Genomic DNA, 22,416 nt, shown 5'->3' with positions numbered 1-22,416 from the left:
AAGCGCCAGTCGACAAACGCCATGCTGATACCGTCCGTTCTGTCCACCGTCAGCGCCTCACTGGAAAAGTGCTGCTCCACACGCGCAATCGCTGCCGCCGGCTCTGCCAGCGTGCTGTTGATTTCCCCACTCGCCGGATAGGCCACCATCCGGTCACGGACCAGTTCACCCAGCGACTGTCCTTTCAGACTCAGCAGTTCCGCCACCAGCAGCCACGGGATCATTCCGCTGTCGCAGTAAGCAAAATCACGGAAATAGTGATGCGCGCTCATTTCACCGCCATAAATGGCATCTTCATGGCGCATCCGCTCTTTGATAAACGCGTGCCCGGTTTTTGACATCACCGGTTTACCGCCTGCCGCCGTCACCACGTCCACGGTATTCCAGGACAGGCGCGGGTCGTGGATAATTTTCGCCCCCGGATTCTTCTCCAGAAACGCTTCTGCCAGCAGGCCGACAATGTAGTAGCCCTCAATGAACTGACCTTTTTCATCGAACAGGAAGCAGCGGTCAAAATCACCGTCGAAGGCAATCCCCATATCCGCACCGTGTTCAATCACCGCATTGCGCGTGTCGGCCCGGCATTCCGGCAGCAGAGGATTGGGGATACCGTTGGGGAAGTTGCCATCCGGCGTATTGTGAATTTTGATGAACTCGACCGGCACCCCCAGCGCCTTAAAACGGGCTTCAATGACGTCAACCACTGGACCTGCCGCACCGTTGCCGGAGTTGAGCACCAGCTTCATCGGTTTCAGGCTGCCGGGATTGATGTAACCCAGCAGGTGGTCGATGTAGGCATCGCGGGTAGTAATACGCTGATAGTGGCCACGTTTTGTCGCATCAACCGCCGGGAAGTCGTTGGCTTCCGCCAGGCGCTGCACGTCGCGCAGACCGGTATCACCGCTGATGGGCCGCGCCCCTTCCCGCACCAGCTTCATGCCGTTGTAATCCATCGGATTATGGCTGGCGGTCACTTCAATACCGCCGTCAATGCCAAGGTGGAAGGTGGCGAAGTAAATCTCTTCGGTGCCCGACATGCCAATATCCAGCACATTCACCCCCGCATCCTGCAGCCCTTTCGCCAGCGCCAGCTTTAGCGTCTCGCTGGTCAGACGCACATCGCCGCCCAGAACAATAGATTTAGGCTTCAGGAACTCGCCGTAAGCGCGGCCAATGCGCCACGCAATCTCTTCATTCAGCTCTTCGCCCAGCCTGCCGCGAATATCGTAGGCTTTGAAACAGGTTAATTTTTTCATACCCTAATCATCTTTTCTATAACGTTCTTTTTGTCGAACGATGTCATCCTCTCCCAAATAATCTCCTGAACTAACTTCAATGAGATTAAGGGGGATAATCCCTGGATTCTCAAGACTATACGTGGCCCCAAGAGGAATATAAATCGATTCATTTGCAGTAACCAACATCGTTTTATCATTGAGAGTAACTTTCGCCGTACCAGAAAGCACAATCCAATGTTCAGACCGATGATGATGCATACGTAAAGAAAGCCCTTCACCCGGTTTCACTATGATTTTCTTAACTTTATATCGCTCGCCTTGATCAATCGCATCAAATTTACCCCAGGGACGAAATACTTCACGATGTGCGATGTACTCTGACCGTTCTTGTGACTTGAGCATTTCAACAATCTTTTTGACATCCTGAACGTCAGATTTCTTAGAAACAAGTATTGCATCTTTCGTCTGAACTATAACGACATCCTCAACACCAACAGCAGCAACCAGTGCGGACTCTGAATAAATATAATTATTCTTGGTGTTATATGTCAGGACATCTCCTTTGCAAACATCGCCAGTATGTGTTTTTTCACTAATATCCCATAATGATTGCCATGAGCCAACATCACTCCAACCGATATCAACAGGACAAACAACACAACGATCCGTTTTTTCCATAACGGCAAAATCAATAGATTCGGCAGGGCAATCCTTGAAGATTTCTTCTGGTAAACGTATAAAATCAAGATCACGATAAGAGGAAGAGACTACCTGCTCACAGATACTGTAGATATCTGGCCTATACTTCTTTAACTCTTCTAAATAAGCCGTTGCTTTAAACATAAACATACCGCTATTCCAAAAAAAATTTCCAGATGAAATATATTTTTCAGCGGTTAGGCGATCAGGTTTTTCAACAAAATTCTTAACACGATAAAACTCACCTTCAGCAACATTGGAAAGAGATAGTGCATCAGTTTCTCTTTCTATATAGCCATAACCAGTTTCAGCATATTCCGGCACAATACCGAAGGTCACGATACTTCCATTTTCCGCAATTGGTATTGCTTTCTGAATTGCATCACAAAAGATTTTTTCTTTACTGATAATGTGGTCAGCAGCAAGTACCAATAGTAATGGATCCTCTTGCTCATTACGCTTCAGCGCAGAAAAAGCTGAAAGCGCAATTGCTGGTGCAGTATTGCGTCCACACGGTTCCAGAATAATATTATCGCGTAACTGATCTATCTGTCTTAGCTGCTCTGCAACAATAAAGCGATGCTGTTCATTCGTGATGACTAATGGCGTTTCACATGAAAGATTCGACAGCCGAAGCAAGGTTGTCTGTAACAGAGAGTGTTCACCCGAAAGTTGTAAAAATTGTTTCGGGTAAAGCTCCCTAGATAGAGGCCAAAGACGACTCCCCGTACCACCAGCCATTACGACAGCGATTAACGGTACATCAGACATATTTGACATCCTTCGTTTCTAAGCCAATAACATAATTGGCATCATTCTGAAAATAGGCACGACTATTTTCATGAACGTTTTCGCTACCCAACAATACCGCAGGCGCCAGCCAGCGGTATGCTTCGTGCTGCGCGTCGGGCAAACACAGGTCTTTTTCCTGTACTCGCAGACGAAAACCGAGCACCACGTAATGGGTCGAGAACGCCTCATTGGCGAAATTGTCGTTATAGAAGTGTTGCCAGACGCCATAAAACTCGCCAGCGGACAACGGTAATCGCAACCCCAACTCGCCTTCAGTTAGCCGTTCAAAGGCCGCACTCAATGGCTCATCTTTCTGTACTCGGCCACCTGGCACAAACCAATAGCCTTGCGCGGGACGGTTCAGCCGTTTACCTAAAAGAAATTCGCCTTGCGTGTTTTCCACAATCAAATCGATGGAGACAAGCGGAGTAGAACGCACAACAGTGACAAAATCGTCCTGAGATAAAAACATACTTACCCCCGGAATCGATGTTGATTATCAAGGAACCAATGATATGTGCTGGCCAGGCCATCTTCGAGTGAAATACCGAACTGCCAGCCCAATTTTTTTAGTCTCGAGACGTCAAGTAATTTGCGCGGAGTGCCGTCTGGTTTGCTCGCATCAAATACCACCTGCCCTCTGTAGCCCACCACTCGTGCGATAGTTTGAGCTAGCTCACGGATGGTACAGTCCACACCTGTACCAACGTTAATGTGAGAGAGCATTGGCTGGGTGTTTTCCTGCCAAACTTCGCCATCCAACTCCATAACGTGGATACTGGCTGCCGCCATATCATCAACATGCAAAAACTCTCGCATTGGCGTGCCACTTCCCCACACAATCACCTCAGATGTATTTTGCATCGTCGCTTCATGAAAACGACGCAACAGCGCCGGGATAACATGCGAATTACTCGGGTGGAAGTTGTCGTGAGGCCCGTATAGGTTTGTCGGCATCACCGAGCGATAATCACGACCGTATTGGCGGTTATAGGACTCACACAGCTTTATTCCGGCGATCTTAGCAATAGCATATGGTTCATTAGTTGGTTCGAGCGAGCCCTGCAGCAGTTCACTCTCCGCCATTGGCTGTTTCGCCATCTTAGGGTAAATACAGGAAGAGCCGAGAAATAACAATTTGTTCACGTCGTGCAGATGCGCCGCATGAATAATGTTGCTCTCTATCATCATATTTTCGAAAATGAAATCGGCTGGGTAAGTGTTGTTGGCAACAATGCCTCCCACCTTAGCCGCCGCCAGATAGACCTGATCTATACGCTCGGCGGCAAAAAAGTCTAAAACAGCCTTACTGTCGAGCAAATTCAGTTCATCTCGGCTACGCAGCACCAGATCCACATCACCGCGTTGTTCTAACTGGCGAACAATCGCGGAACCCACCATTCCTCGATGACCAGCAATAAAAATACGTTGTCTGTTCATCGATTATTCCTGAGATAAACTGACATTAAATCCGTGAGACTTTAACAGAGAGTGTTTCTTCGCTGCCTCCAGATCTTTCGCAACCATTTCAGATACCATCTCCGAAAGTGTGATTTCCGGTTTCCAACCTAGTTTTTCGTGTGCTTTGCTCGGATCACCCAGCAGAGTTTCTACTTCTGCAGGACGGAAATAGCGCGGATCTACAGCAATAATTACATCTCCCACCTTCACGCCGGGAGCATCATCGCCGGTAACTGAAACCACGATCCCCTTCTCCTCGACACCTTTACCTTCAAAACGTAGTTCGATTCCCAACTGGGCAGCGGCCATTTCAACAAACTGACGTACGGAGTACTGCACACCAGTAGCAATAACAAAGTCTTCCGGTTCATCCTGTTGCAGCATCATCCACTGCATCTTTACGTAGTCCTTCGCATGTCCCCAGTCGCGCAGAGAATCCATGTTGCCAAGATACAAGCAGGACTCTAGACCTTGTGCGATGTTAGCAATAGCACGGGTAATTTTGCGGGTCACAAAGGTTTCGCCACGACGCGGCGACTCGTGGTTGAATAAAATACCGTTACAGGCATAAATACCATATGATTCGCGGTAATTCACTGTAATCCAGTAGGCGTACAGTTTAGCAACAGCATACGGAGAGCGCGGGTAGAACGGGGTGGTCTCTTTTTGCGGAATTTCTTGCACCAGCCCGTAAAGTTCAGAAGTGGATGCTTGATAGAAACGGGTTTTCTTTTCCAGACCAAGGAAACGAATGGCTTCCAATAGACGCAATGTACCCATAGCATCTACATCAGCAGTGTATTCCGGGGACTCAAAGGAAACTGCTACGTGGCTCATTGCTCCAAGGTTATAGACTTCATCCGGCTGAACTTCCTTCAGAATACGAGTCAGGTTAGAAGAATCTGTCAAATCACCGTAGTGCAGATGAAATTTCGGGTTGCTAGAATGTGGATCTTGATAAATGTGATCCACGCGTTCAGTATTAAATGAAGATGCACGACGCTTAATGCCATGAACTTCATAACCTTTTTCCAGCAAAAGTTCCGCCAAATATGAACCATCCTGCCCAGTCACGCCAGTAATTAAAGCAACTTTCATTTTTAAATAACTCCTTATATTATTAACTTAACTCACCAGGAAGAATGAAATTTCTAGAGTCCTGAACTGTTAACTTCTTGGGGGCAAAAACGATGCACCCAGGTTGATAGCCTAAAGCTGATGCCCAAATAGAAAACGTACTATTAGATAATATCTTAGTTTGAGATTGCGCTAGCAATAAAAAGTCATCTAGCATATTGCCTTCGGAAAATGAATATCTTATAGCCATTTTATTCGCTATTTCAGAGGCATATTTTTTATCGTCTGTTACGATAACAAATCGCTCTGCGACATTCAACTCTTTGACTTTAGCCAACTGATCAAGATAATAATTTACATCAGCAATCCCACTGTATTTATCAGTTAAAAAATCACCACCACGTATATGAACTGCACAAATATTTTTTTTAATTTCAAGCTCGGTGTACCGATAGTCTTTTTTCAGAACTTCAATCATTTCATCGAAAAGATTTTGGTCAAGACAACTTTGAAAATAACCATCTAAGTAATAGTTTTGTGCGGGAATTTTTTTATTGGCCACCCGATTAAAATTATAGTCACCGACAAATCTATCGCTGTATTTTGTAATTGCTTTCATTCGGGGTAAACGCAACTTGAGTATACTATGATTCTTTATGGTTGAACCAGTCAATTTAAAATAAGTTGGCAGTTCATTTTTTCTTACTGCTTTGTATTTTTTCAAATCAGAATCGTCGAGAGCAATCAATGGAACCGTACTTTTTTTTCTAATAAGAAGTGAAGCGCCGTATTGAAAGATCTGATTGCCTAGCCCACCCGCTAATCTGCAACATACTTTAGACATTGACACTCCATTTATTTATTTAATATCTTTTTTAAAGAAACAAGTAATAACATGTAAAACAGAATAGCACTCGTCAATAATAAAACATCAAACCTTAACACAAAAAAATACAGCATCAAAATAATAATACATGCAACTGCGTAATATATTACTTTGTACTTATTTTCTTGCCCAATCACGAATTGCATTACTGTAAATGTCTTGGCTGAATATATAAAAAATGCTGGAATTGTATATATAAAAAGTGATAACAATGTAAATCCAATCTTTTCTGGAACTATATAAGATGAAAAGATCATCAGTGGAAAAATAAATCGTGATGAGGATAACAATAAGAAAGTAAATACTTTCATCGCATTTCGCGTTTTGTTATGAAAGAAATAAACCACACTTGTTGCAATAGAATAAAAAACAACTTTTACGATGACATCGTCAATAGTAAAAAAAGACAAAAGGTAAAGTGATAATGCATAGAACAAAATTCTGATGATGATAATTTTGTTATAATTACCGTCTATATAATTATACAATTCACCGACAATTCTTAATGTTGGGTTTATTTCCTTTTTTACTGTTTTAATATCATTTTCTATATATCCATTCTCATAAAAAATATACAAAATGGAGTACACAAAAATAAAAACAATCCCTAAGTATAAGGTTCTTTCCTCAACATCTAACAATCCAAAATAAAAGAACAAAAAACAAGGTAATGGTATTGTGAGTAAAAAACTAATAAACTTAGAAATAGTTTTAATGCGAGATAAGAAAGTATATCCGAATGGGAAATATATAATATATTTATTCATTAAGCATCCTTCTTAATAAAATCAACTTTGCGAGCATTTGCTTTAAGACATCTATTCCATTTCTCTATATCTCTATCATTGTGTACAATAATATGAGAGTGATCGCTCACTAAAACTAATTCTATATCTGTATAGTTATCAGTAACGACTATTGTAGTTTCTGCCGTTTTTAATAAAGGCAATAAAGTGTCTTTCTTTAATAATAACAGGTCCTTCTTAATTTCTCCTGTGCACTTATTATTTAAAAAACCAATTTTTGAAGAATAATACTCAACACCTAATTTATGAGCTATTGCCCTTGCTACAGGTTCGATAGTGGCACTTGCTATAACTATTTTATACCCTTGTTTTTTATATTCCCCCATTAAAATATTAGTGCTATATATACGACTCTCTTCTAGTTCATCAACGAATTCGCTTGCCCATTTATTGATGTCCTCGAGTGAAAAATCAGATAATTGTTTTACCTGTAAAATTCTATAAATATCCTTCCCGCTGAAGGATGAATATATTACATTGAGCGCACGTAATATATATGGGGCATTCATTATATTTTTATTATACTTTATTATGTTTTTTTTAGAAAGCCAACGCAAAAATGAATATGTAGTGTTATCATAGTATAACGTACCGCATATATCAAAAACAGCCAATTTCAAAATATCACCCTCCTAAAACTTTCGAGAAAAAGGACCTTAGTTTATTTTCCTTCATCTCCATGAATACATTATATTTATTTATAATTGTCACTTTATCAAAATTCAGCAGATTTGCTTCTCTAATTAGAGAGTTGAGTTTTGCAGGATCATCATTTTCATATGTGAATAATTCATCCGCGAAATATTTTTCCAATTCAGGTTGAGAAATACCACTCGAAATAACAACACATCCATATTCCAGGTACTGGAGTACTTTTGATGGAAATGAATAAAAAGAGAATTTACATTGTGACCTAAGTGGGTTAATGCTTATTTTCGCATCTGTCAATAATAAATGATAATCTGATTCATTAAGAAATCCTCTATAAGAAATCCCTAACTCATTTGTACAATTAACTACATGTTCTTTTAAGCCACCATTGCCAGTAATTACTAATTTATTTTTTATATCCGCAGGTAAATCAATCAGGGCCTGTAACAGCACTTCTATACCACCAACGAAATCTAACCTTCCAGTATAAATAATATGTCCTGATTTTGAGTCAGATTTAATTTCATCACCACTTCTAGAATTATAACCATAGTCAACTATTGAATTTGCATCTTTTCTCTTAATGAGATTTCTGACATTTTCATTAACGACAATGAAATTGAGTCCTTTTTTGAAAACAAAATTTTCCGAAAACTGCGTCAAAAATCGCTTAAACAATGAAAAATCATAGACACTGTATATCTCCTCAACCTGAAATATTGTTTTCTTCAATACCCAAGGAAAAATACATGAAGGTAATATATAAAAAAGAATATTGGCAGGTAACAAATTGTATATTAGGAGATATTTCCCTCTACCCATTAGTTTAAATATTAGATAGATCATTAAAAAAATCGAAATAAGCCCTTTTAATATCGCACCTAGAAAATTAGAGGCAACGCAATACGTTATACACTGTTGCGTATTTGAGATATTATGTTTTTCCCGTTTTACGATTGGCACATTTCCAGATTTAACAATTGAATATATCTTAAGTTCACTTCCATGTGGAAGACAACGGCAAACTCTATCTACTCTATGCCGCACTGAACTCGCAGCGGAACTCCCTTCAATACCCAACGGATAATAATCATTTACTCTATAATATACTTCCACTTTTATTATGCCTCCCTGTCTGAATATGCATAGTCGTAAATAGAGCATAACAGATCAGTAACATCATATTACCCTCAAGAACCACATCCTGGCACATCACTATTAGTGTTAAAATCGACAAAAAGAAATACGGATTTTTAACTTTCCTATTTTGTTTTTTGTATTTTAAATAACTAAATAAGAGAATGAAGTTAGAAAAAAGAAACATAATTAAAGGTATAAATCCGGCGACTCTAGCGCTATCTAAATAAATATTATGATACCAGTTTCCAGAATACTCACTTGCGTACGGTGTAAAACCGCCCATAGGTTGCATCAGAAATTTTGTAATTCCATCTTGTATAAGTTCAAATCTAGCTGATTTCAGCCCTTCACTTCCAAATCGTTCAAACACCAAATTGAAATATTTGTCAAAAACTGGTAAGTCTTTAAATATTAGAGAAAACGTAATTAAGGCACCAACACTTATTAAACAAAGCCAAATAGTTGCTTTCAGATTTATATTTCTGTTGTATTGATAAAGCAAACTAATAATTGCAATAATAAAAAATGTACGTCCTCCAAGAAATATCGATGATAATAAAAGAAGAGGATATAATAATGTCAGAAAAATCCTTTTGTTAAACGTGTTAGCTTTAAACGCAACCACCAAATACATAAACACAATAGCTAGTGAGTTACTTATTCCGGGTGAGTTAATTTCCTCATGACTAAATGGATCCAGCAATTTACCGTATCCATAAACTCCGGAAGGTTCAAGAAAACTATAAATAACAACAAACTCCGCCCTCATAAATATACCGAGAATGAAAAAAAGCAACATTCCCTTAGCATTCTCAATATTATTTACTAATAACAACGTTAAACACACAATCATAAAGATAATATACATTGCATACTTTATGGGTGAGTCAAGATATAACTTTGAGAATCCAATAAAAAACACACACAACACAAATAAAACAATGAATAATATATTAAAACTTGTTGCAACACTTCCTAAGTATAATGATTTATTTTTATAGCCTGATAGGAATAATGACAAAATTAGTAAAGGTATAAATACAGAATATAAGCTAAAACCAGAGAAGAAAAAACTTAATAAAAGCATGCTTTTATATACATCATTACTTTTAAAACGCATTCAATTATGTTCCTTTAGTTTTTCATTTACTCTAATTAATTCAATTATATTATCTTCAATCTTCCCCTGGAATATATATGAATGATCTTTTAAAACAGTTTCAGGCCAATTCCACCATTCTATATCCTTTAACACATCCACATGCTGTGTTGAACAGCGTAATCGTTTAACAACAGCAGGAACACCAGCAACAATCGCATAAGGCAACACATCTTTTGTTACAACAGCACCTGCGGCTATGATTGCGCCATCACCTATTTTAACACCATCCATAATGATGGCATTTGCGCCAACCCATACATCATTACCTAATATTGTTGTTTTTTCTTCTACAAATTTATCTTCGCTTGTAAACGAGGCACCACATTGTTTTCTTGTAGAATAAAAAATTGGATGTGTTGATATCAAAGACGTGGGGTGAGCACCAAGCCCTCCAATTTTTGAACCCATAGCAATACTACAAAATCTTCCTACCGTGGCATTTCCTATACTGGCCCCAACGGCATAAGAGTATTTCCCAATATGTGAGTTATAAATTGAGGATTTTCCAGTTATTCTATTATAACCTTCAAATGTAGAATGCTCATCAGTATAAGATAGCAGATCTATATAGACCCCCATACCATTTTTATTTATGTCTCTCTTTATCAGGTATGATTTAAATCTATTCAAAAATCCCATTTCAGGCCCCTTTTATTTTTCTTTTTATATAAGAAATAATTTTGGCTAGCAGGCTTTTTTTGTTTCTTTTGAAATAGTCTATATGTGCCAAGTAATAATCTTTACTTTCAATTAGAGCATCCTTTCGGATCAACTCTAGTGGATTGTTAGCAATAGCAGTATTTTTATAAATATCATCACCGTTACAGTTTTCCCCCGAACCATCATGACCTATATTCTTCGCCATTACCGTTGTTGGAAAAAGAGCTAACCACTTATTTGATGCTAGAGTTATATACCAGAAGATAAACCATGTATTAAGTTTACCATCAGCATTAAGTGTAGCTTGTTCAAAAAAGTCAAATGCCCCATCAAAATTTATGTAATTTATGATTTCCTTATCAGTTGATTTAACTGCATTAATGTCTTTCTTAAAGCTGTGCCATCGATCTGCCCATGTAGCCCATCCCCAGCACAGAGGAATTCTTAGTAGGTAAGTTGATTCATTGTTATTGACCATCTTGACAGGATAGCTGCTACCAGAAACAGAGCCTACGTCTTTTACTTCCGCGTACATATCTAGTGCGTCATTCATATATTTCAAGAAATAAGGCGATGTCTCTATATCATCCTCAAGAACAATAACACGTCCATATTTATTTATTGTTTCCGTTACGCCCTGAATTATGCTTTGAGCAAGTCCAATGTTTTTATCTTGCTTAACTATAGTTACACTATTGAATCCTGTGATAGTATCAATATATTCTCTAACAGCCTGGACTCCAGCATCATCTTTGGGGGCTTTTGCACCATCTGAATAGATAATAAGATCAGTATATTCTGCGAGACTATTATTGCTTAATGCCGACAACATTTTTTTTGTATGCTCAGGTCGTGAATAGACAAAAGCGATTACAGGAGAATATTTTTTCACTTTTTGTTCCTGTTTATTATCTTAAAAAAAATAAACTTTTGAGTTGCATCAAGAAAATTCTTTTAGCAAAAAACAGATTAAATAATATAGATGCTGAAAACTGAGACATTACTGCAGATATCGCGGCACCTTTAATTCCATAGTATGGAATTAAAGTAAAGTTTGCTATTCCACAAACAACAAGGCCTGTAAGCGACTTATATAGAGTAAATGTACCTTTCCTTTCATTAACAATCCATAAGCTTTGAGCTACCCCTAAGCATATGAATAAGTTGGTCACTACATGGATAGCAAGCACTCCAATTCCGTTGGTATAATTTGTTCCTAGCATAATTTCTATAATAAATGGTGACATTACTGAAATTATTAAAGTTATTCCCCAGCCAATGGCGGAAAACATCAGGAAAACATTACCGATAGCTTTATAATATTCATATTCCCCCTCTCTCTTCTTTCTGGCAATATATGGAGCCAAACTCACTGATAATGTTACCGGAACAAAATTCCATAATGTCGAAAATTGTAATGCTGCCGCATAAATACCTAAAGATGCCTCACCTAATAAATTTTTTATCATGACCTGATCTATTCTCATATATAATATGATCGATAGACCACTAACTAAATAAGGCCAAGATTCACTAAGTAGTAATTTGCTTTTTTCTATAGTTGCAGACCACTTATGCTTAGTTCTAAATTTTCTATACGCAAAGGTCAGTGCTAACGCAGATAGTAATGCATCCATGCTAAGTAGTAACGCGAAAGTCCATAGTGGACTGTGACACAATATTAGAACAATTCTCATTATATTTGTAATAGTGTATGCGCATAATTTTGCTATAACAGTTCTTTTACTCTGACTTTGACTTTGAAACCAAATATCAATTGTATCAACGCATTGAAATACTAATCCACCGCCAGCCAATAATGTTAGTAATGCAAAATGGGCGCCATTAAAAAAAGCCACCCCACTCACAGCCACTATTAAACATAAAAAACCAACACAGAAACGCAAAATGAGCGCGGTTCCTAAATCTTGATGTGCCTTATCTATATTATGAGCAATATCGCGTACTAAAATCGTATCCATTCCAAGTAAAGCGATTACTTGAAAAAAACTAATGAGCGTTATTACATATGCTAGCTGACCATATGTTTCTGGACCCAAATAACGAGCTACCCATACCCCTACAAGCAGTCCAAACATTAATCGGACGAATTTATCAAATAAAAGCCAACCTGCATTTGAAATTATTTTCTTAATTTCAAAATTAATATTTATTTTTTTGGTAAGTTTAGACAGCATTGAAAACACCTGCGAAATTTTGCAATCCAAGTAATAAACCTACTCAATATTTATAGATTTATAAGTTTTCTGATTCGAATAGACATGCTACCGCCCCTGGCTCAACAGCTACCAGTGCACTGCTTAAATTCCAGAGGTTCGATCACCCTCGCAAAGCTCTGAAATTTTTATGCCTAATTGTCTTACCAAATGCTACCCGAAACAAGAAAAAATCAGCCCAATCCTGGATTAAACTTAGTAGGTTAACTCTTTGTTATTGGGTGTTTTTCATGAAAAAACGACAGCAACACCCCACAGCATAAAGCACAGATACAGGGATGTTAGCTGCCGCTATTTTTCTGGCGTACCGTCACAAAGCTCTGTAAATCTACTCGCTCAGTAGCTTCTCTATGCTCTTACGGAACTTCGGCCCTTCCTTCAGGTTACGCAGTCCGTACTTAACAAACGCCTGCATATAGCCCATTTTCTTCCCGCAATCGTAGCTGTCGCCAGTCATCAGCATGGCATCAACAGACTGTTTTTTCGCCAGCTCAGCAATAGCATCCGTCAACTGAATACGCCCCCAGGCACCTGGCTGGGTATGCTCCAATTCTGCCCAGATATCAGCAGAAAGCACGTAGCGCCCTACTGCCATCAGATCGGAATCCAGAGTCTGCGGCTGGTCTGGTTTTTCAATGAATTCAACGATACGGCTGACTTTGCCTTCATTATCTAAAGGCTCTTTGGTCTGAATAACAGAGTACTCAGACAGATCGCCTTCCATACGCTTAGCCAGCACCTGACTACGCCCGGTCTCATTAAAACGAGCAACCATGGCAGCCAGGTTGTAGCGCAGCGGATCCGCGCTCGCTGTATCAAGAATGACGTCAGGTAATACGACGACAAACGGGTTATCCCCAACAATTGGGCGAGCACAAAGAATTGAATGACCCAGGCCCAGTAACTGAGCCTGACGAACGTTCATAATAGTCACGCCTGGAGGACAGATAGACTGCACCTCGGCTAATAGCTGGCGCTTAACACGCTGCTCAAGCAACGATTCGAGTTCGTAAGAGGTGTCGAAGTGGTTCTCAACCGCGTTCTTAGACGCATGAGTCACCAGCACGATTTCTTTGATACCTGCAGCTACAATTTCGTCGACAATGTATTGAATCATCGGCTTGTCTACGATCGGTAGCATCTCTTTAGGGATTGCCTTCGTGGCAGGCAACATGTGCATCCCCAGACCTGCTACCGGAATAACTGCTTTCAAATTAATCATTAAGTCATTCACCTATTCAATTGTTGCTGAATTATAGCTTTTTAGCTTGTTTTAGCCAGTATGAATTACATTACTCCGATGCAGCGTATGTTACGCCGCTTAACTTCGCAATGCAGTAATCTTAATCCCAGGGAGTGTCACTTTAGCCAGGAATGGTCGCAAAGTTACAGCTCCCGTCCCGGGAGTCGAAAATTCACCGCTTCGACATTCACCACCTGATGGTTTACCCGGTCGATGTCAACTGAGCTTTGCCCGGTTTCGTTTACCGCATGGACATTCGCCAGCGAGAGTAATGTGTCCTGTTTAGCCATAAACTTGCCGCGCACATCCTGACGGAGATCGAAGTGCATCTTAAGTGCGGGTCCCGTCGCGGATTGCTGCATAACCCTGATGTTACGTAAAAAAAGGTGCTGTGGTTGGTTATGCAACTCAAGCGTGGCACGTTTCATCTCCACATTGGTAATCGCCACAAATGAAGTCGCATTACCAGAGGAGATCTGAATACCGCGCAATTTGTATTCACGTTTCGTATTATCCAGATGGATATTATTTAACTTAAAGTTTTGTGGAATGGATAAATAACGCCCTTTGATTACGCCGTAACCAATGAGCATACCTGCGCTATTCTCCATATTGATATTATCAATTACGAAATTATCACATCCGTAAATAGCGACCGTCGCATTATCAATGCCCGCTTTCTTACTATAATCCGGGGTGATATTCCGCGCGGTAATATTACGAATAATAAAGTGTTTGCCGTTCTCCACATGGACTAACTGTCGGCAGTCGCTACCGGTGATGTTCGCTACCACAAAGTTTTTTACCGCCAGTTCATCGGGATAGGTATTGTCATAGGTACTCCCCGCCAGACCGATGCCGATGCCCCAGTTCACGTTGCCGTTGGTACAGTTGATACGTTCAATGACATGGTCAGAAATGAGGATATTGCTGTCGTTTATCGCCACATTCCACTCAATTGCATCACCCTGTAAATCGCTAAAACGGCTGTTCGTGATCTTTACGCCGTCCATTCGATTATGAAAACCCTGACGCAAAATGCCATAGTTAGCGCGCGTGACGGTAATATCATCGATCGTCAGATTACGCATCAGCCTCGAGGTTTTACCGCCGATATAGATTTGCGTCACCGGACCGAAACCGCTCATGGCAATCCCTTTTATCACACAGTCCGACCCCCGCACATCGAGGGTAACGTTCCTCAGGCTCCCGCCCTGCTCGCCCATCACCTTGCATCCATCCTGCAGAACAAAGCGCCCACGGCCATTGCCACTTATTCGCCCTTGCAGGAATAGCGTTTTGCCTGGCGGGATAACGATGGCGGTATTGATATCCTTACATTCCAGGCCTGTTGGTACGACGACCGTTTGTCCTTCTTTGAACGCCTGCCTGAAAGAAGCCACCCAATCCTGTGGGTTGTAATCCTGAATGTTGACGCTGCCCGGTGATTCTAGCGCCCGAACAACGGGAGAATGCAGCACGACAAGCGCAGAGCCTGCCGCCAGAAAAGTACGGCGTGAGAGTTTTTTCTCTGACATACAACCTCGATTTACATCGTTTGCAGCAGACTGGCTAACTGTTTATTGATCGCTAACTGATTAAATTCATTTGCAATTTTTTCTCGCGCACACTGCACAATCGGCTGCACCTGCTCACTGTCGAGCAGGCTAAATGCCGCTAACCGCTCGGCCAGCGCCTGCGCATCGTTTTCCGGTGCCAGCCAGCCAGACTTGCCCGACTCGACCAGTTCAGGGATCCCACTATGGACGGTGGAAATCACCGGGATCCCCACTGCCATCGCCTCCATCAGCGCCACCGGGATCCCCTCCATATCGCCATCCCTTCCGGTGATCGACGGCAGCAAAAAGACATCCGCCTGCTCAAGCATTTCCTTCACCTGATGGCTGGGTTTAAAGCCAGGCATCTCAATCACATCATCAAGTTGATATTGCTCAATTAGCGTACGCAGACGACGCTCCCAGGGGCCAATGCCAAGGATGCGATAACGGAATGCAACGCCCTGCTCTTTCAACTGACGACAGGCTTCGATGGCGACGTGCAGTCCTTTTTTCTCAGTTAACCGGGCGACAGAGATAATCTCCAGCGGGGCGGCTGGCGATTTCAACTGGCGGGGCGTAAAGCGCGTCATATCGATTCCCATGCGCGAGACCGCGATTTTCTGCGGCGGGCACCCCATATTTTTTAAACGTCCGGCCCAGAGGTTGCTGATGGGTAACATCAAATCCCCACGTTCAAACAGTTGCTGATATTCAGGGGTGTAGTGGGCAAGCACATCCCGATGCGAAACATCAATGCCGTGAAATACCGTGGCGATTTTGCCGCGGATCATCCCAAGCTCACGCAGTTTGGCGGCCGTTACACCTGCGGGTCCAAAATGAGCGATAAACACATCCGCTTCAAACGCCCGCGGGTTCGCGCCACAAATGGCCGCCAAAATCAGATTGCGCGCCTCATCGCCATAGCGTGAAACATTCAGCGCTTTCCAGGTGGCTGAGCGGGTAATACCGCGCAGGGCCGCCACTGCCCTATACTTAAGCTTCGCCAGTTTGCTGTTCGGCTCATTCAGTAACCAGCGCGTTTTTTCACCCAGACGGTAGGTATTAAATGAAGCATGGATATTTTCAAGATCGCCCTTGTGCAACGCGACAATTTCCACGTCGTAGCCCATGTCGATAAATGCGGTAATCTGATTGAGTACAAAGGTCTCGGAGGAGAGCGGAAATTTAAGCAGGAAAAAGCCAACCTTCATTTTTCCCCCTCAATACGCGTTAAAACCGATTGCACCATGTTCACCCCACGTTCACGCTCACGCCTAACCGCGTCGCCGAGACGTATGTTCAGCTCAGGTAGCTGTCCGAGAGCATCGGCGACCTTCCCTTCCAGGCTGCCATCGAGCAGATGGCGAATATCGACGGCCATCTCTGCTAACCCCAGTTGTTGCATGATCCCTGCCGATTTATGCTCATAATTAATGGCGATGGCTGGCGTCATAAAATTCATCGAGATGATGGCCGAGTGTAAACGAGTCCCCACCGTCAGATCGCATGCAGCCAAAATTTTCCCCATCTCCAGGTCGTTGAGTTCATCCATCACCACGTGATAACGGCCCGGGTCGTTAATATACTGGCGCAGGTTCAACGCCACCATGCGGTCATCTTTGTTGTAACTATCAATACCGGTACAGGTTGACAGCGCTATCACCTGGTAACCTTCATCAAGGATGCGGTTCACTACCCCGGCAAAAGCTTGCTCATAGGCCTGCTGCGTTGTCCCCAGACGCTTATCAAAAGGAGTCAGCTCACGCAGAGTAATGGCAACGGTCTTCTGTTTTGCCGCCATGTGTAACCAGTGCTGTACGGCATAACCAGGCTCATAATCCTCATCATGGTTATTTACCAGCCAGGCGGTATCTACCCCGGTTTCGACTTTATCCGTGTTTATTGCACTGTGCTTCATCAGATCCAGACTGACGGATTCACGCAAAATCAACGCATTACAGTGTCCAAAAACGTAGTTCGCCAGTTGATTAAACTGTTCATCCTGGAATGGCCCCACGCTGTGGCCAATCATGTACAGCGGTTTTTTCGCCATAAACGTACACAGGGCATGTTCAAACTGCGGTACGCCATACAAATCGACAAAAAACGATCCGCCGACCTGGATAATGGCGTCGTAGCGCGACAGCAGACGAACAAAATCGGTAAACCCCTGGGCGATCGCGATATTGCGCAGATTACCGGAATCGGTGACACGCGAGAGCAGCACCTGATGCTGATAGCGACGACGCAGCACTTTCTTCACGCGTCCCATAACGCCCGCGGCGTTATTGTGTTGCTTCATCTGCGAATACAGCGGATCGCCCATCACCGGGCGGTTCAGCAACCACGAAGAACTCACCGGATAACGGCTCATAACATCCACTTCAGTCTCAGGACGCAACGCGTTAATGGCATCCAGCAAACCGCGCAGAATCGCGCTATCCCCACGGTTCCCACAGGTATGGTTGCCTAAAATTAATAGTTTCATTATGACCTCTTAAAGCGTTGTTCTTATCCTGCACGAAGCAAGGTTTTCATTTTTTCACTGCGGCAGAGCTGGCGTTTTATTTCCACCACTAACGGATGGCGCGACACCACAATCATCGCCGCGAACGCCAGTGCTCCTGCCGCTACCTGGATCCCCAGCAACGCGCCTGGCGACAGTTGGCTGCGCAGCATTACGTCCAGCGCATAGCTCACCACAAGGGTAGGTAAAGAGAGATATAACGGCAGCCACAGACTGAGCATGTACTGGCGGTAGCTGGAGCCAAGAACAGGTTTGATCATCACGAAGTAACTGAGGATCGTGTTAATCACCTGGACCAGCAAAAAGCCCAGCGTCACGCCAATCGCCCCGGCCTGATGACCACCGATGAAAATGGCGGGAATAAACAGAAAGGTTTTGAACACATTGAATTTGAAGCTGATGTCGACCCGTGCTTTCGCCATCAGCAGTGAACCGATCGGATTCCCCACAGAGCGCAGCAGTCCAACAATGCACAGCAGTTGCAAGACGGGAATAATACCGTTCCACTTCTCGCCAAATACCAGCGGCACCACATTGTTCGACACCACCATCAATCCCAGGAGTACCGGGAAGTTAATGATCCCGACCACCGACAGCAGCTTGTAAAAATTCACCCGTAGCTTTTCACTGTCGTCCTGAATTTTGGCAAACGCCGGAAACAGGACACGGGTAATAATCGGGTTCAGTTTGATCGGGGGAACAACCGCCACGTTCCAGGCGAGATTGAATCCGCCCGCCACACCTGCGCCCAACGTTCTGGCTAAAACCAACGTGGAAAGGTTGGTATTGAGGTAATTGATAATACTGTCTGCCGTCAGCCACGCGCCAAAACGCAGATTCGACGAAACGGATGCCAGCGAAAAATGCAGTCCCGGACGGTAAATCCGGCGACCAAAATAGCCGAACAGCAGCGTTCGTAGCGTACTGTTCACCAGATACCCGAGAATGGCCGTCAGCGCGAGCGGCCAGAAATAGGCGCTGACCACGGTAAAGGTAAAACCGGCCAACACCGAACTGGTTTCAATCATGCCAATTTTGTTGAAGGCCAGCTCTTTTTGCATCAGCGCGCGAAACTGCTGCCCGTGCGGTATCACCACAAACGCCAGCGATAAGGTTTTGATGAGTGGCGCCAGTTCGGGATTATTGAGCACGCTGGCAATCGTCCCGCTAAGCAGAAACATCACCACACATACCACCATACCCAGCCCAACGTTGAGCCAGTACAGCGTTGTCAGCTCAAGATAACCGATGTCTTTGCGCTGAATAATTGAATTGGCGATACCGAAATCCGACAGCGTATCGGCCAGCGCAATGATCACCAGCGACACGGTTAACAACCCAAACTGGTGGTTATCAATAATCCGCGCCAGGACGGTCATCTGGATAAGTCCCAGACCAATAATGATCACCGTAGCAATCGCCGACCACTTTGCGCCATTAAGCGTTTTTTCTCGTAAACTCATGTTAATACGCCGCTTTGTTCACAAAGCCTTTGAATACCGTCAGAAAAACAATTTTGATATCGAACCACACGCTCCACTCGCGAATGTATTCGAGGTCAAACTCCACACGTTTTTCCATTTTTTCCAGTGTATCGGTTTCACCGCGCCAGCCGTTGATTTGCGCCCAGCCGGTAATGCCCGGTTTCACCTTATGGCGTAACATGTACCCCTCGATCAGTTGGCGGTACTGTTCGTTATGCGCCACCGCATGCGGACGTGGCCCGACGATAGACATCCCCCCGGTCAGGACGTTAATAAACTGCGGCAGTTCATCGAGCGACGTCCGGCGCAGGAAATTTCCCACAGGGGTAACGCGCGGATCGTTTTGCGTCGCCTGCGTTACCACCGCGTCGTTCTCCATCACTTTCATCGAGCGAAACTTCCAGACTTTGATCGGCTTCCCGTCCATGCCATAGCGGGTCTGGCGGAAAATCACCGGACCTTTGGAGGTCAGTTTTACCAGCAGCGCAATACCACACAGCACCGGGGAAATAAGCAGCAGGATCAGTGAAGCCAGCACGATATCTTCCGCGCGCTTTAACAGGCGATTAATCCCTGAGAGCGGCGTGTCATACAGCGGCACTACCGGAACGCCGTTCATCTCTTCAATCCGTGAATGCAGGATGTTGAAGGTAAAGACATCAGGAATGAGGATCACCGAGCAGGTAGTGTCGGCCAACTCACGCACCAGTTTTTTTACGCTGGCGCCATCGCTCATCGACATGGCGATATAAACGTTATGAATGCGTGAAGCTTTGGCGTCGTCCACCAGTTGTTGCAGATTACCGGCCCAGTCGCGGGAGTTTTTTCCAGGGATTGGGTCGTGATAGACCCCCGCCACTTCAAATCCCAGCCACGGTTCATGGCGAAAACTGTCCAGCAGCATTTGTCCGGCGGGCAGGTCGCCAGCCACCGCCACCCGGCGGGTGTTGTAACCACGATTACGCAGCCACCCCGCACCGTAGCGAATAAACGAACGACTCAACACCAGGCCGACGCTTGAAAGGAGATACCATGCCAGCCAGACGGCGAGACGGTTATCGAAATCGTTATTAAAGGCGATCAGACCTGCGCTAAAAATCAGACTCAGCGTCCAGTTTTGTAGTAACAGCACCAGCTCAGTGGAAATTTTGACGCCGCGCCAGGAGCGATAAAAATCCGTTATGCCACCGAGCATCTGAAAAACGACCAGCGTGATCAGCGCCACCAGCAGGTGCATATACAGGAAAGGCAAACCGCTTAATTCGCAGATCACCCACAACCCGCCAAACATGATGGTGATATCTGAAAAGCGTTGCACCATCGAAATTAACGACGCATTGGTTTTGGCGCGTTCGCGCTTTTTTAGATGTGTCATCGTGGTTCCTGTTAGTCACCCTTTGCCCATAAGCGGGCAAAGGAAGCACCGGCATTACTGATTCAGTAACGCCAGAAGAGTGCGCGTTCGCGCTTCCATCAACGGAATATTTCCGCGCGATTCCACGTTCAGGCGCACCACCGGTTCGGTATTGGAAGAGCGTAAATTGAAGCGCCAGTCGACAAACGCCATGCTGATACCGTCCGTTCTGTCCACCGTCAGCGCCTCACTGGAAAAGTGCTGCTCCACACGCGCAATCGCTGCCGCCGGCTCTGCCAGCGTGCTGTTGATTTCCCCACTCGCCGGATAGGCCACCATCCGGTCACGGACCAGTTCACCCAGCGACTGTCCTTTCAGACTCAGCAGTTCCGCCACCAGCAGCCACGGGATCATTCCGCTGTCGCAGTAAGCAAAATCACGGAAATAGTGATGCGCGCTCATTTCACCGCCATAAATGGCATCTTCATGGCGCATCCGCTCTTTGATAAACGCGTGCCCGGTTTTTGACATCACCGGTTTACCGCCTGCCGCCGTCACCACGTCCACGGTATTCCAGGACAGGCGCGGGTCGTGGATAATTTTCGCCCCCGGATTCTTCTCCAGAAACGCTTCTGCCAGCAGGCCGACAATGTAGTAGCCCTCAATGAACTGACCTTTTTCATCGAACAGGAAGCAGCGGTCAAAATCACCGTCGAAGGCAATCCCCATATCCGCACCGTGTTCAATCACCGCATTGCGCGTGTCGGCCCGGCATTCCGGCAGCAGAGGATTGGGGATACCGTTGGGGAAGTTGCCATCCGGCGTATTGTGAATTTTGATGAACTCGACCGGCACCCCCAGCGCCTTAAAACGGGCTTCAATGACGTCAACCACTGGACCTGCCGCACCGTTGCCGGAGTTGAGCACCAGCTTCATCGGTTTCAGGCTGCCGGGATTGATGTAACCCAGCAGGTGGTCGATGTAGGCATCGCGGGTAGTAATACGCTGATAGTGGCCACGTTTTGTCGCATCAACCGCCGGGAAGTCGTTGGCTTCCGCCAGGCGCTGCACGTCGCGCAGACCGGTATCACCGCTGATGGGCCGCGCCCCTTCCCGCACCAGCTTCATGCCGTTGTAATCCATCGGATTATGGCTGGCGGTCACTTCAATACCGCCGTCAATGCCAAGGTGGAAGGTGGCGAAGTAAATCTCTTCGGTGCCCGACATGCCAATATCCAGCACATTCACCCCCGCATCCTGCAGCCCTTTCGCCAGCGCCAGCTTTAGCGTCTCGCTGGTCAGACGCACATCGCCGCCCAGAACAATAGATTTAGGCTTCAGGAACTCGCCGTAAGCGCGGCCAATGCGCCACGCAATCTCTTCATTCAGCTCTTCGCCCAGCCTGCCGCGAATATCGTAGGCTTTGAAACAGGTTAATTT

At 44.3% G+C, this 22,416-nt stretch carries 20 protein-coding genes; all 20 read right to left on the bottom strand.

All coding sequences use genetic code 11. The annotated features are described in order from the left end of the window. Positions 1 to 1,256, bottom strand: a 1,256-nt coding sequence (gene cpsG, locus OGV65_RS15340) for a phosphomannomutase CpsG (protein WP_286455134.1), incomplete at its 3' end; no start/stop codon positions are given. 3 nt (positions 1,257 to 1,259) lie between these two features. Beyond that, positions 1,260 to 2,708, bottom strand: a complete 1,449-nt coding sequence (locus OGV65_RS15335) for a mannose-1-phosphate guanylyltransferase/mannose-6-phosphate isomerase (protein WP_235117490.1) — start codon at positions 2,706 to 2,708, stop codon at positions 1,260 to 1,262. Continuing rightward, positions 2,701 to 3,201 (bottom strand): GDP-mannose mannosyl hydrolase, encoded by a 501-nt coding sequence (locus tag OGV65_RS15330; protein ID WP_235117491.1) that lies wholly within the window; start codon positions 3,199 to 3,201, stop codon positions 2,701 to 2,703. Before OGV65_RS15330 ends, OGV65_RS15335 begins: the two co-directional genes overlap by 8 nt. 2 nt (positions 3,202 to 3,203) lie before the next feature. Beyond that, a complete protein-coding gene (gene fcl, locus OGV65_RS15325) occupies positions 3,204 to 4,169 on the bottom strand; it encodes a GDP-L-fucose synthase (protein ID WP_235117492.1) in 966 nt (321 codons plus the stop codon). A 3-nt stretch (positions 4,170 to 4,172) separates the two neighbouring features. Next, a complete protein-coding gene (gene gmd / locus OGV65_RS15320; RefSeq protein WP_042307503.1) occupies positions 4,173 to 5,288 on the bottom strand; it encodes a GDP-mannose 4,6-dehydratase in 1,116 nt (371 codons plus the stop codon). Positions 5,289 to 5,310: 22 nt separating this feature from the next. Further along, positions 5,311 to 6,111 carry an alpha-1,2-fucosyltransferase gene (locus tag OGV65_RS15315; RefSeq protein ID WP_259687023.1) on the bottom strand — a complete coding sequence of 267 codons (801 nt, stop codon included), beginning with the start codon at positions 6,109 to 6,111 and terminating at the stop codon, positions 5,311 to 5,313. 11 nt (positions 6,112 to 6,122) lie between these two features. Beyond that, complete coding sequence (locus OGV65_RS15310) at positions 6,123 to 6,920, bottom strand: hypothetical protein (protein ID WP_235117494.1); 798 nt, start codon at positions 6,918 to 6,920, stop codon at positions 6,123 to 6,125. After that, positions 6,920 to 7,579, bottom strand: coding sequence for an HAD family hydrolase (locus OGV65_RS15305; protein ID WP_235117495.1), 660 nt, complete (start codon positions 7,577 to 7,579; stop codon positions 6,920 to 6,922). Before OGV65_RS15305 ends, OGV65_RS15310 begins: the two co-directional genes overlap by 1 nt. Positions 7,580 to 7,583: 4 nt before the next feature. After that, the gene (locus OGV65_RS15300) at positions 7,584 to 8,726 is read right to left on the bottom strand and encodes a glycosyltransferase (RefSeq protein ID WP_279264008.1); all 1,143 of its coding nucleotides are present in this window, start codon (positions 8,724 to 8,726) and stop codon (positions 7,584 to 7,586) included. Continuing rightward, positions 8,710 to 9,870 (bottom strand): hypothetical protein, encoded by a 1,161-nt coding sequence (locus OGV65_RS15295; RefSeq protein WP_259687025.1) that lies wholly within the window; start codon positions 9,868 to 9,870, stop codon positions 8,710 to 8,712. Before OGV65_RS15295 ends, OGV65_RS15300 begins: the two co-directional genes overlap by 17 nt. Next, positions 9,871 to 10,551, bottom strand: a complete 681-nt coding sequence (locus OGV65_RS15290) for a CatB-related O-acetyltransferase (protein WP_286455133.1) — start codon at positions 10,549 to 10,551, stop codon at positions 9,871 to 9,873. It lies immediately after the preceding gene. Position 10,552: 1 nt separating this feature from the next. Then, on the bottom strand, positions 10,553 to 11,464 hold the full coding sequence (locus tag OGV65_RS15285; RefSeq protein ID WP_259687026.1) for a glycosyltransferase family protein: 912 nt from the start codon (positions 11,462 to 11,464) through the stop codon (positions 10,553 to 10,555). 16 nt (positions 11,465 to 11,480) lie between these two features. After that, on the bottom strand, positions 11,481 to 12,770 hold the full coding sequence (locus OGV65_RS15280; RefSeq protein ID WP_259687027.1) for a flippase: 1,290 nt from the start codon (positions 12,768 to 12,770) through the stop codon (positions 11,481 to 11,483). A gap of 367 nt (positions 12,771 to 13,137) precedes the next feature. Beyond that, a complete protein-coding gene (gene galF / locus OGV65_RS15275) occupies positions 13,138 to 14,031 on the bottom strand; it encodes a GalU regulator GalF (RefSeq protein ID WP_200080118.1) in 894 nt (297 codons plus the stop codon). A 164-nt stretch (positions 14,032 to 14,195) separates the two neighbouring features. Beyond that, on the bottom strand, positions 14,196 to 15,590 hold the full coding sequence (wcaM, locus tag OGV65_RS15270; RefSeq protein WP_286455132.1) for a colanic acid biosynthesis protein WcaM: 1,395 nt from the start codon (positions 15,588 to 15,590) through the stop codon (positions 14,196 to 14,198). 11 nt (positions 15,591 to 15,601) lie between these two features. After that, complete coding sequence (gene wcaL / locus OGV65_RS15265; protein ID WP_286455131.1) at positions 15,602 to 16,822, bottom strand: colanic acid biosynthesis glycosyltransferase WcaL; 1,221 nt, start codon at positions 16,820 to 16,822, stop codon at positions 15,602 to 15,604. After that, entirely contained in the window at positions 16,819 to 18,099 is a 1,281-nt protein-coding gene (gene wcaK / locus OGV65_RS15260) for a colanic acid biosynthesis pyruvyl transferase WcaK (RefSeq protein ID WP_286455130.1), read from the bottom strand. The genes wcaL and wcaK overlap by 4 nt, the downstream gene beginning before the upstream one ends. Before the next feature lie 23 nt (positions 18,100 to 18,122). Continuing rightward, positions 18,123 to 19,601 carry a colanic acid undecaprenyl disphosphate flippase WzxC gene (gene wzxC, locus OGV65_RS15255; RefSeq protein ID WP_049281943.1) on the bottom strand — a complete coding sequence of 493 codons (1,479 nt, stop codon included), beginning with the start codon at positions 19,599 to 19,601 and terminating at the stop codon, positions 18,123 to 18,125. Between the two features lies 1 nt (position 19,602). Beyond that, positions 19,603 to 20,997 carry an undecaprenyl-phosphate glucose phosphotransferase gene (gene wcaJ / locus OGV65_RS15250; RefSeq protein ID WP_016156914.1) on the bottom strand — a complete coding sequence of 465 codons (1,395 nt, stop codon included), beginning with the start codon at positions 20,995 to 20,997 and terminating at the stop codon, positions 19,603 to 19,605. A gap of 54 nt (positions 20,998 to 21,051) precedes the next feature. Next, on the bottom strand, positions 21,052 to 22,416 hold a 1,365-nt coding region (gene cpsG, locus OGV65_RS15245; protein WP_286455129.1), incomplete at its 5' end, for a phosphomannomutase CpsG.

It is taken from the genome of Citrobacter sp. Cb004, from assembly GCF_030337065.1.
GTDB lineage: Bacteria > Pseudomonadota > Gammaproteobacteria > Enterobacterales > Enterobacteriaceae > Citrobacter > Citrobacter braakii.
This window is presented reverse-complemented; position numbering and strand designations above follow the sequence as displayed.

What these genes read in the sequence shown, in the direction of transcription:
- galF (WP_200080118.1), bottom strand. Translation starts at nt 14,031, where the DNA reads ATGATTAATTTGAAAGCAGTTATTCCGGTAGCAGGTCTGGGGATGCAC.
- OGV65_RS15315 (WP_259687023.1), bottom strand. Translation starts at nt 6,111, where the DNA reads ATGTCTAAAGTATGTTGCAGATTAGCGGGTGGGCTAGGCAATCAGATC.
- gmd (WP_042307503.1), bottom strand. Translation starts at nt 5,288, where the DNA reads ATGAAAGTTGCTTTAATTACTGGCGTGACTGGGCAGGATGGTTCATAT.
- wzxC (WP_049281943.1), bottom strand. Translation starts at nt 19,601, where the DNA reads ATGAGTTTACGAGAAAAAACGCTTAATGGCGCAAAGTGGTCGGCGATT.
- fcl (WP_235117492.1), bottom strand. Translation starts at nt 4,169, where the DNA reads ATGAACAGACAACGTATTTTTATTGCTGGTCATCGAGGAATGGTGGGT.
- OGV65_RS15330 (WP_235117491.1), bottom strand. Translation starts at nt 3,201, where the DNA reads ATGTTTTTATCTCAGGACGATTTTGTCACTGTTGTGCGTTCTACTCCG.
- OGV65_RS15290 (WP_286455133.1), bottom strand. Translation starts at nt 10,551, where the DNA reads ATGGGATTTTTGAATAGATTTAAATCATACCTGATAAAGAGAGACATA.
- wcaM (WP_286455132.1), bottom strand. Translation starts at nt 15,590, where the DNA reads ATGTCAGAGAAAAAACTCTCACGCCGTACTTTTCTGGCGGCAGGCTCT.
- wcaK (WP_286455130.1), bottom strand. Translation starts at nt 18,099, where the DNA reads ATGAAACTATTAATTTTAGGCAACCATACCTGTGGGAACCGTGGGGAT.
- OGV65_RS15335 (WP_235117490.1), bottom strand. Translation starts at nt 2,708, where the DNA reads ATGTCTGATGTACCGTTAATCGCTGTCGTAATGGCTGGTGGTACGGGG.
- wcaJ (WP_016156914.1), bottom strand. Translation starts at nt 20,997, where the DNA reads ATGACACATCTAAAAAAGCGCGAACGCGCCAAAACCAATGCGTCGTTA.
- wcaL (WP_286455131.1), bottom strand. Translation starts at nt 16,822, where the DNA reads ATGAAGGTTGGCTTTTTCCTGCTTAAATTTCCGCTCTCCTCCGAGACC.
- OGV65_RS15280 (WP_259687027.1), bottom strand. Translation starts at nt 12,770, where the DNA reads ATGCTGTCTAAACTTACCAAAAAAATAAATATTAATTTTGAAATTAAG.
- OGV65_RS15310 (WP_235117494.1), bottom strand. Translation starts at nt 6,920, where the DNA reads ATGAATAAATATATTATATATTTCCCATTCGGATATACTTTCTTATCT.
- OGV65_RS15295 (WP_259687025.1), bottom strand. Translation starts at nt 9,870, where the DNA reads ATGCGTTTTAAAAGTAATGATGTATATAAAAGCATGCTTTTATTAAGT.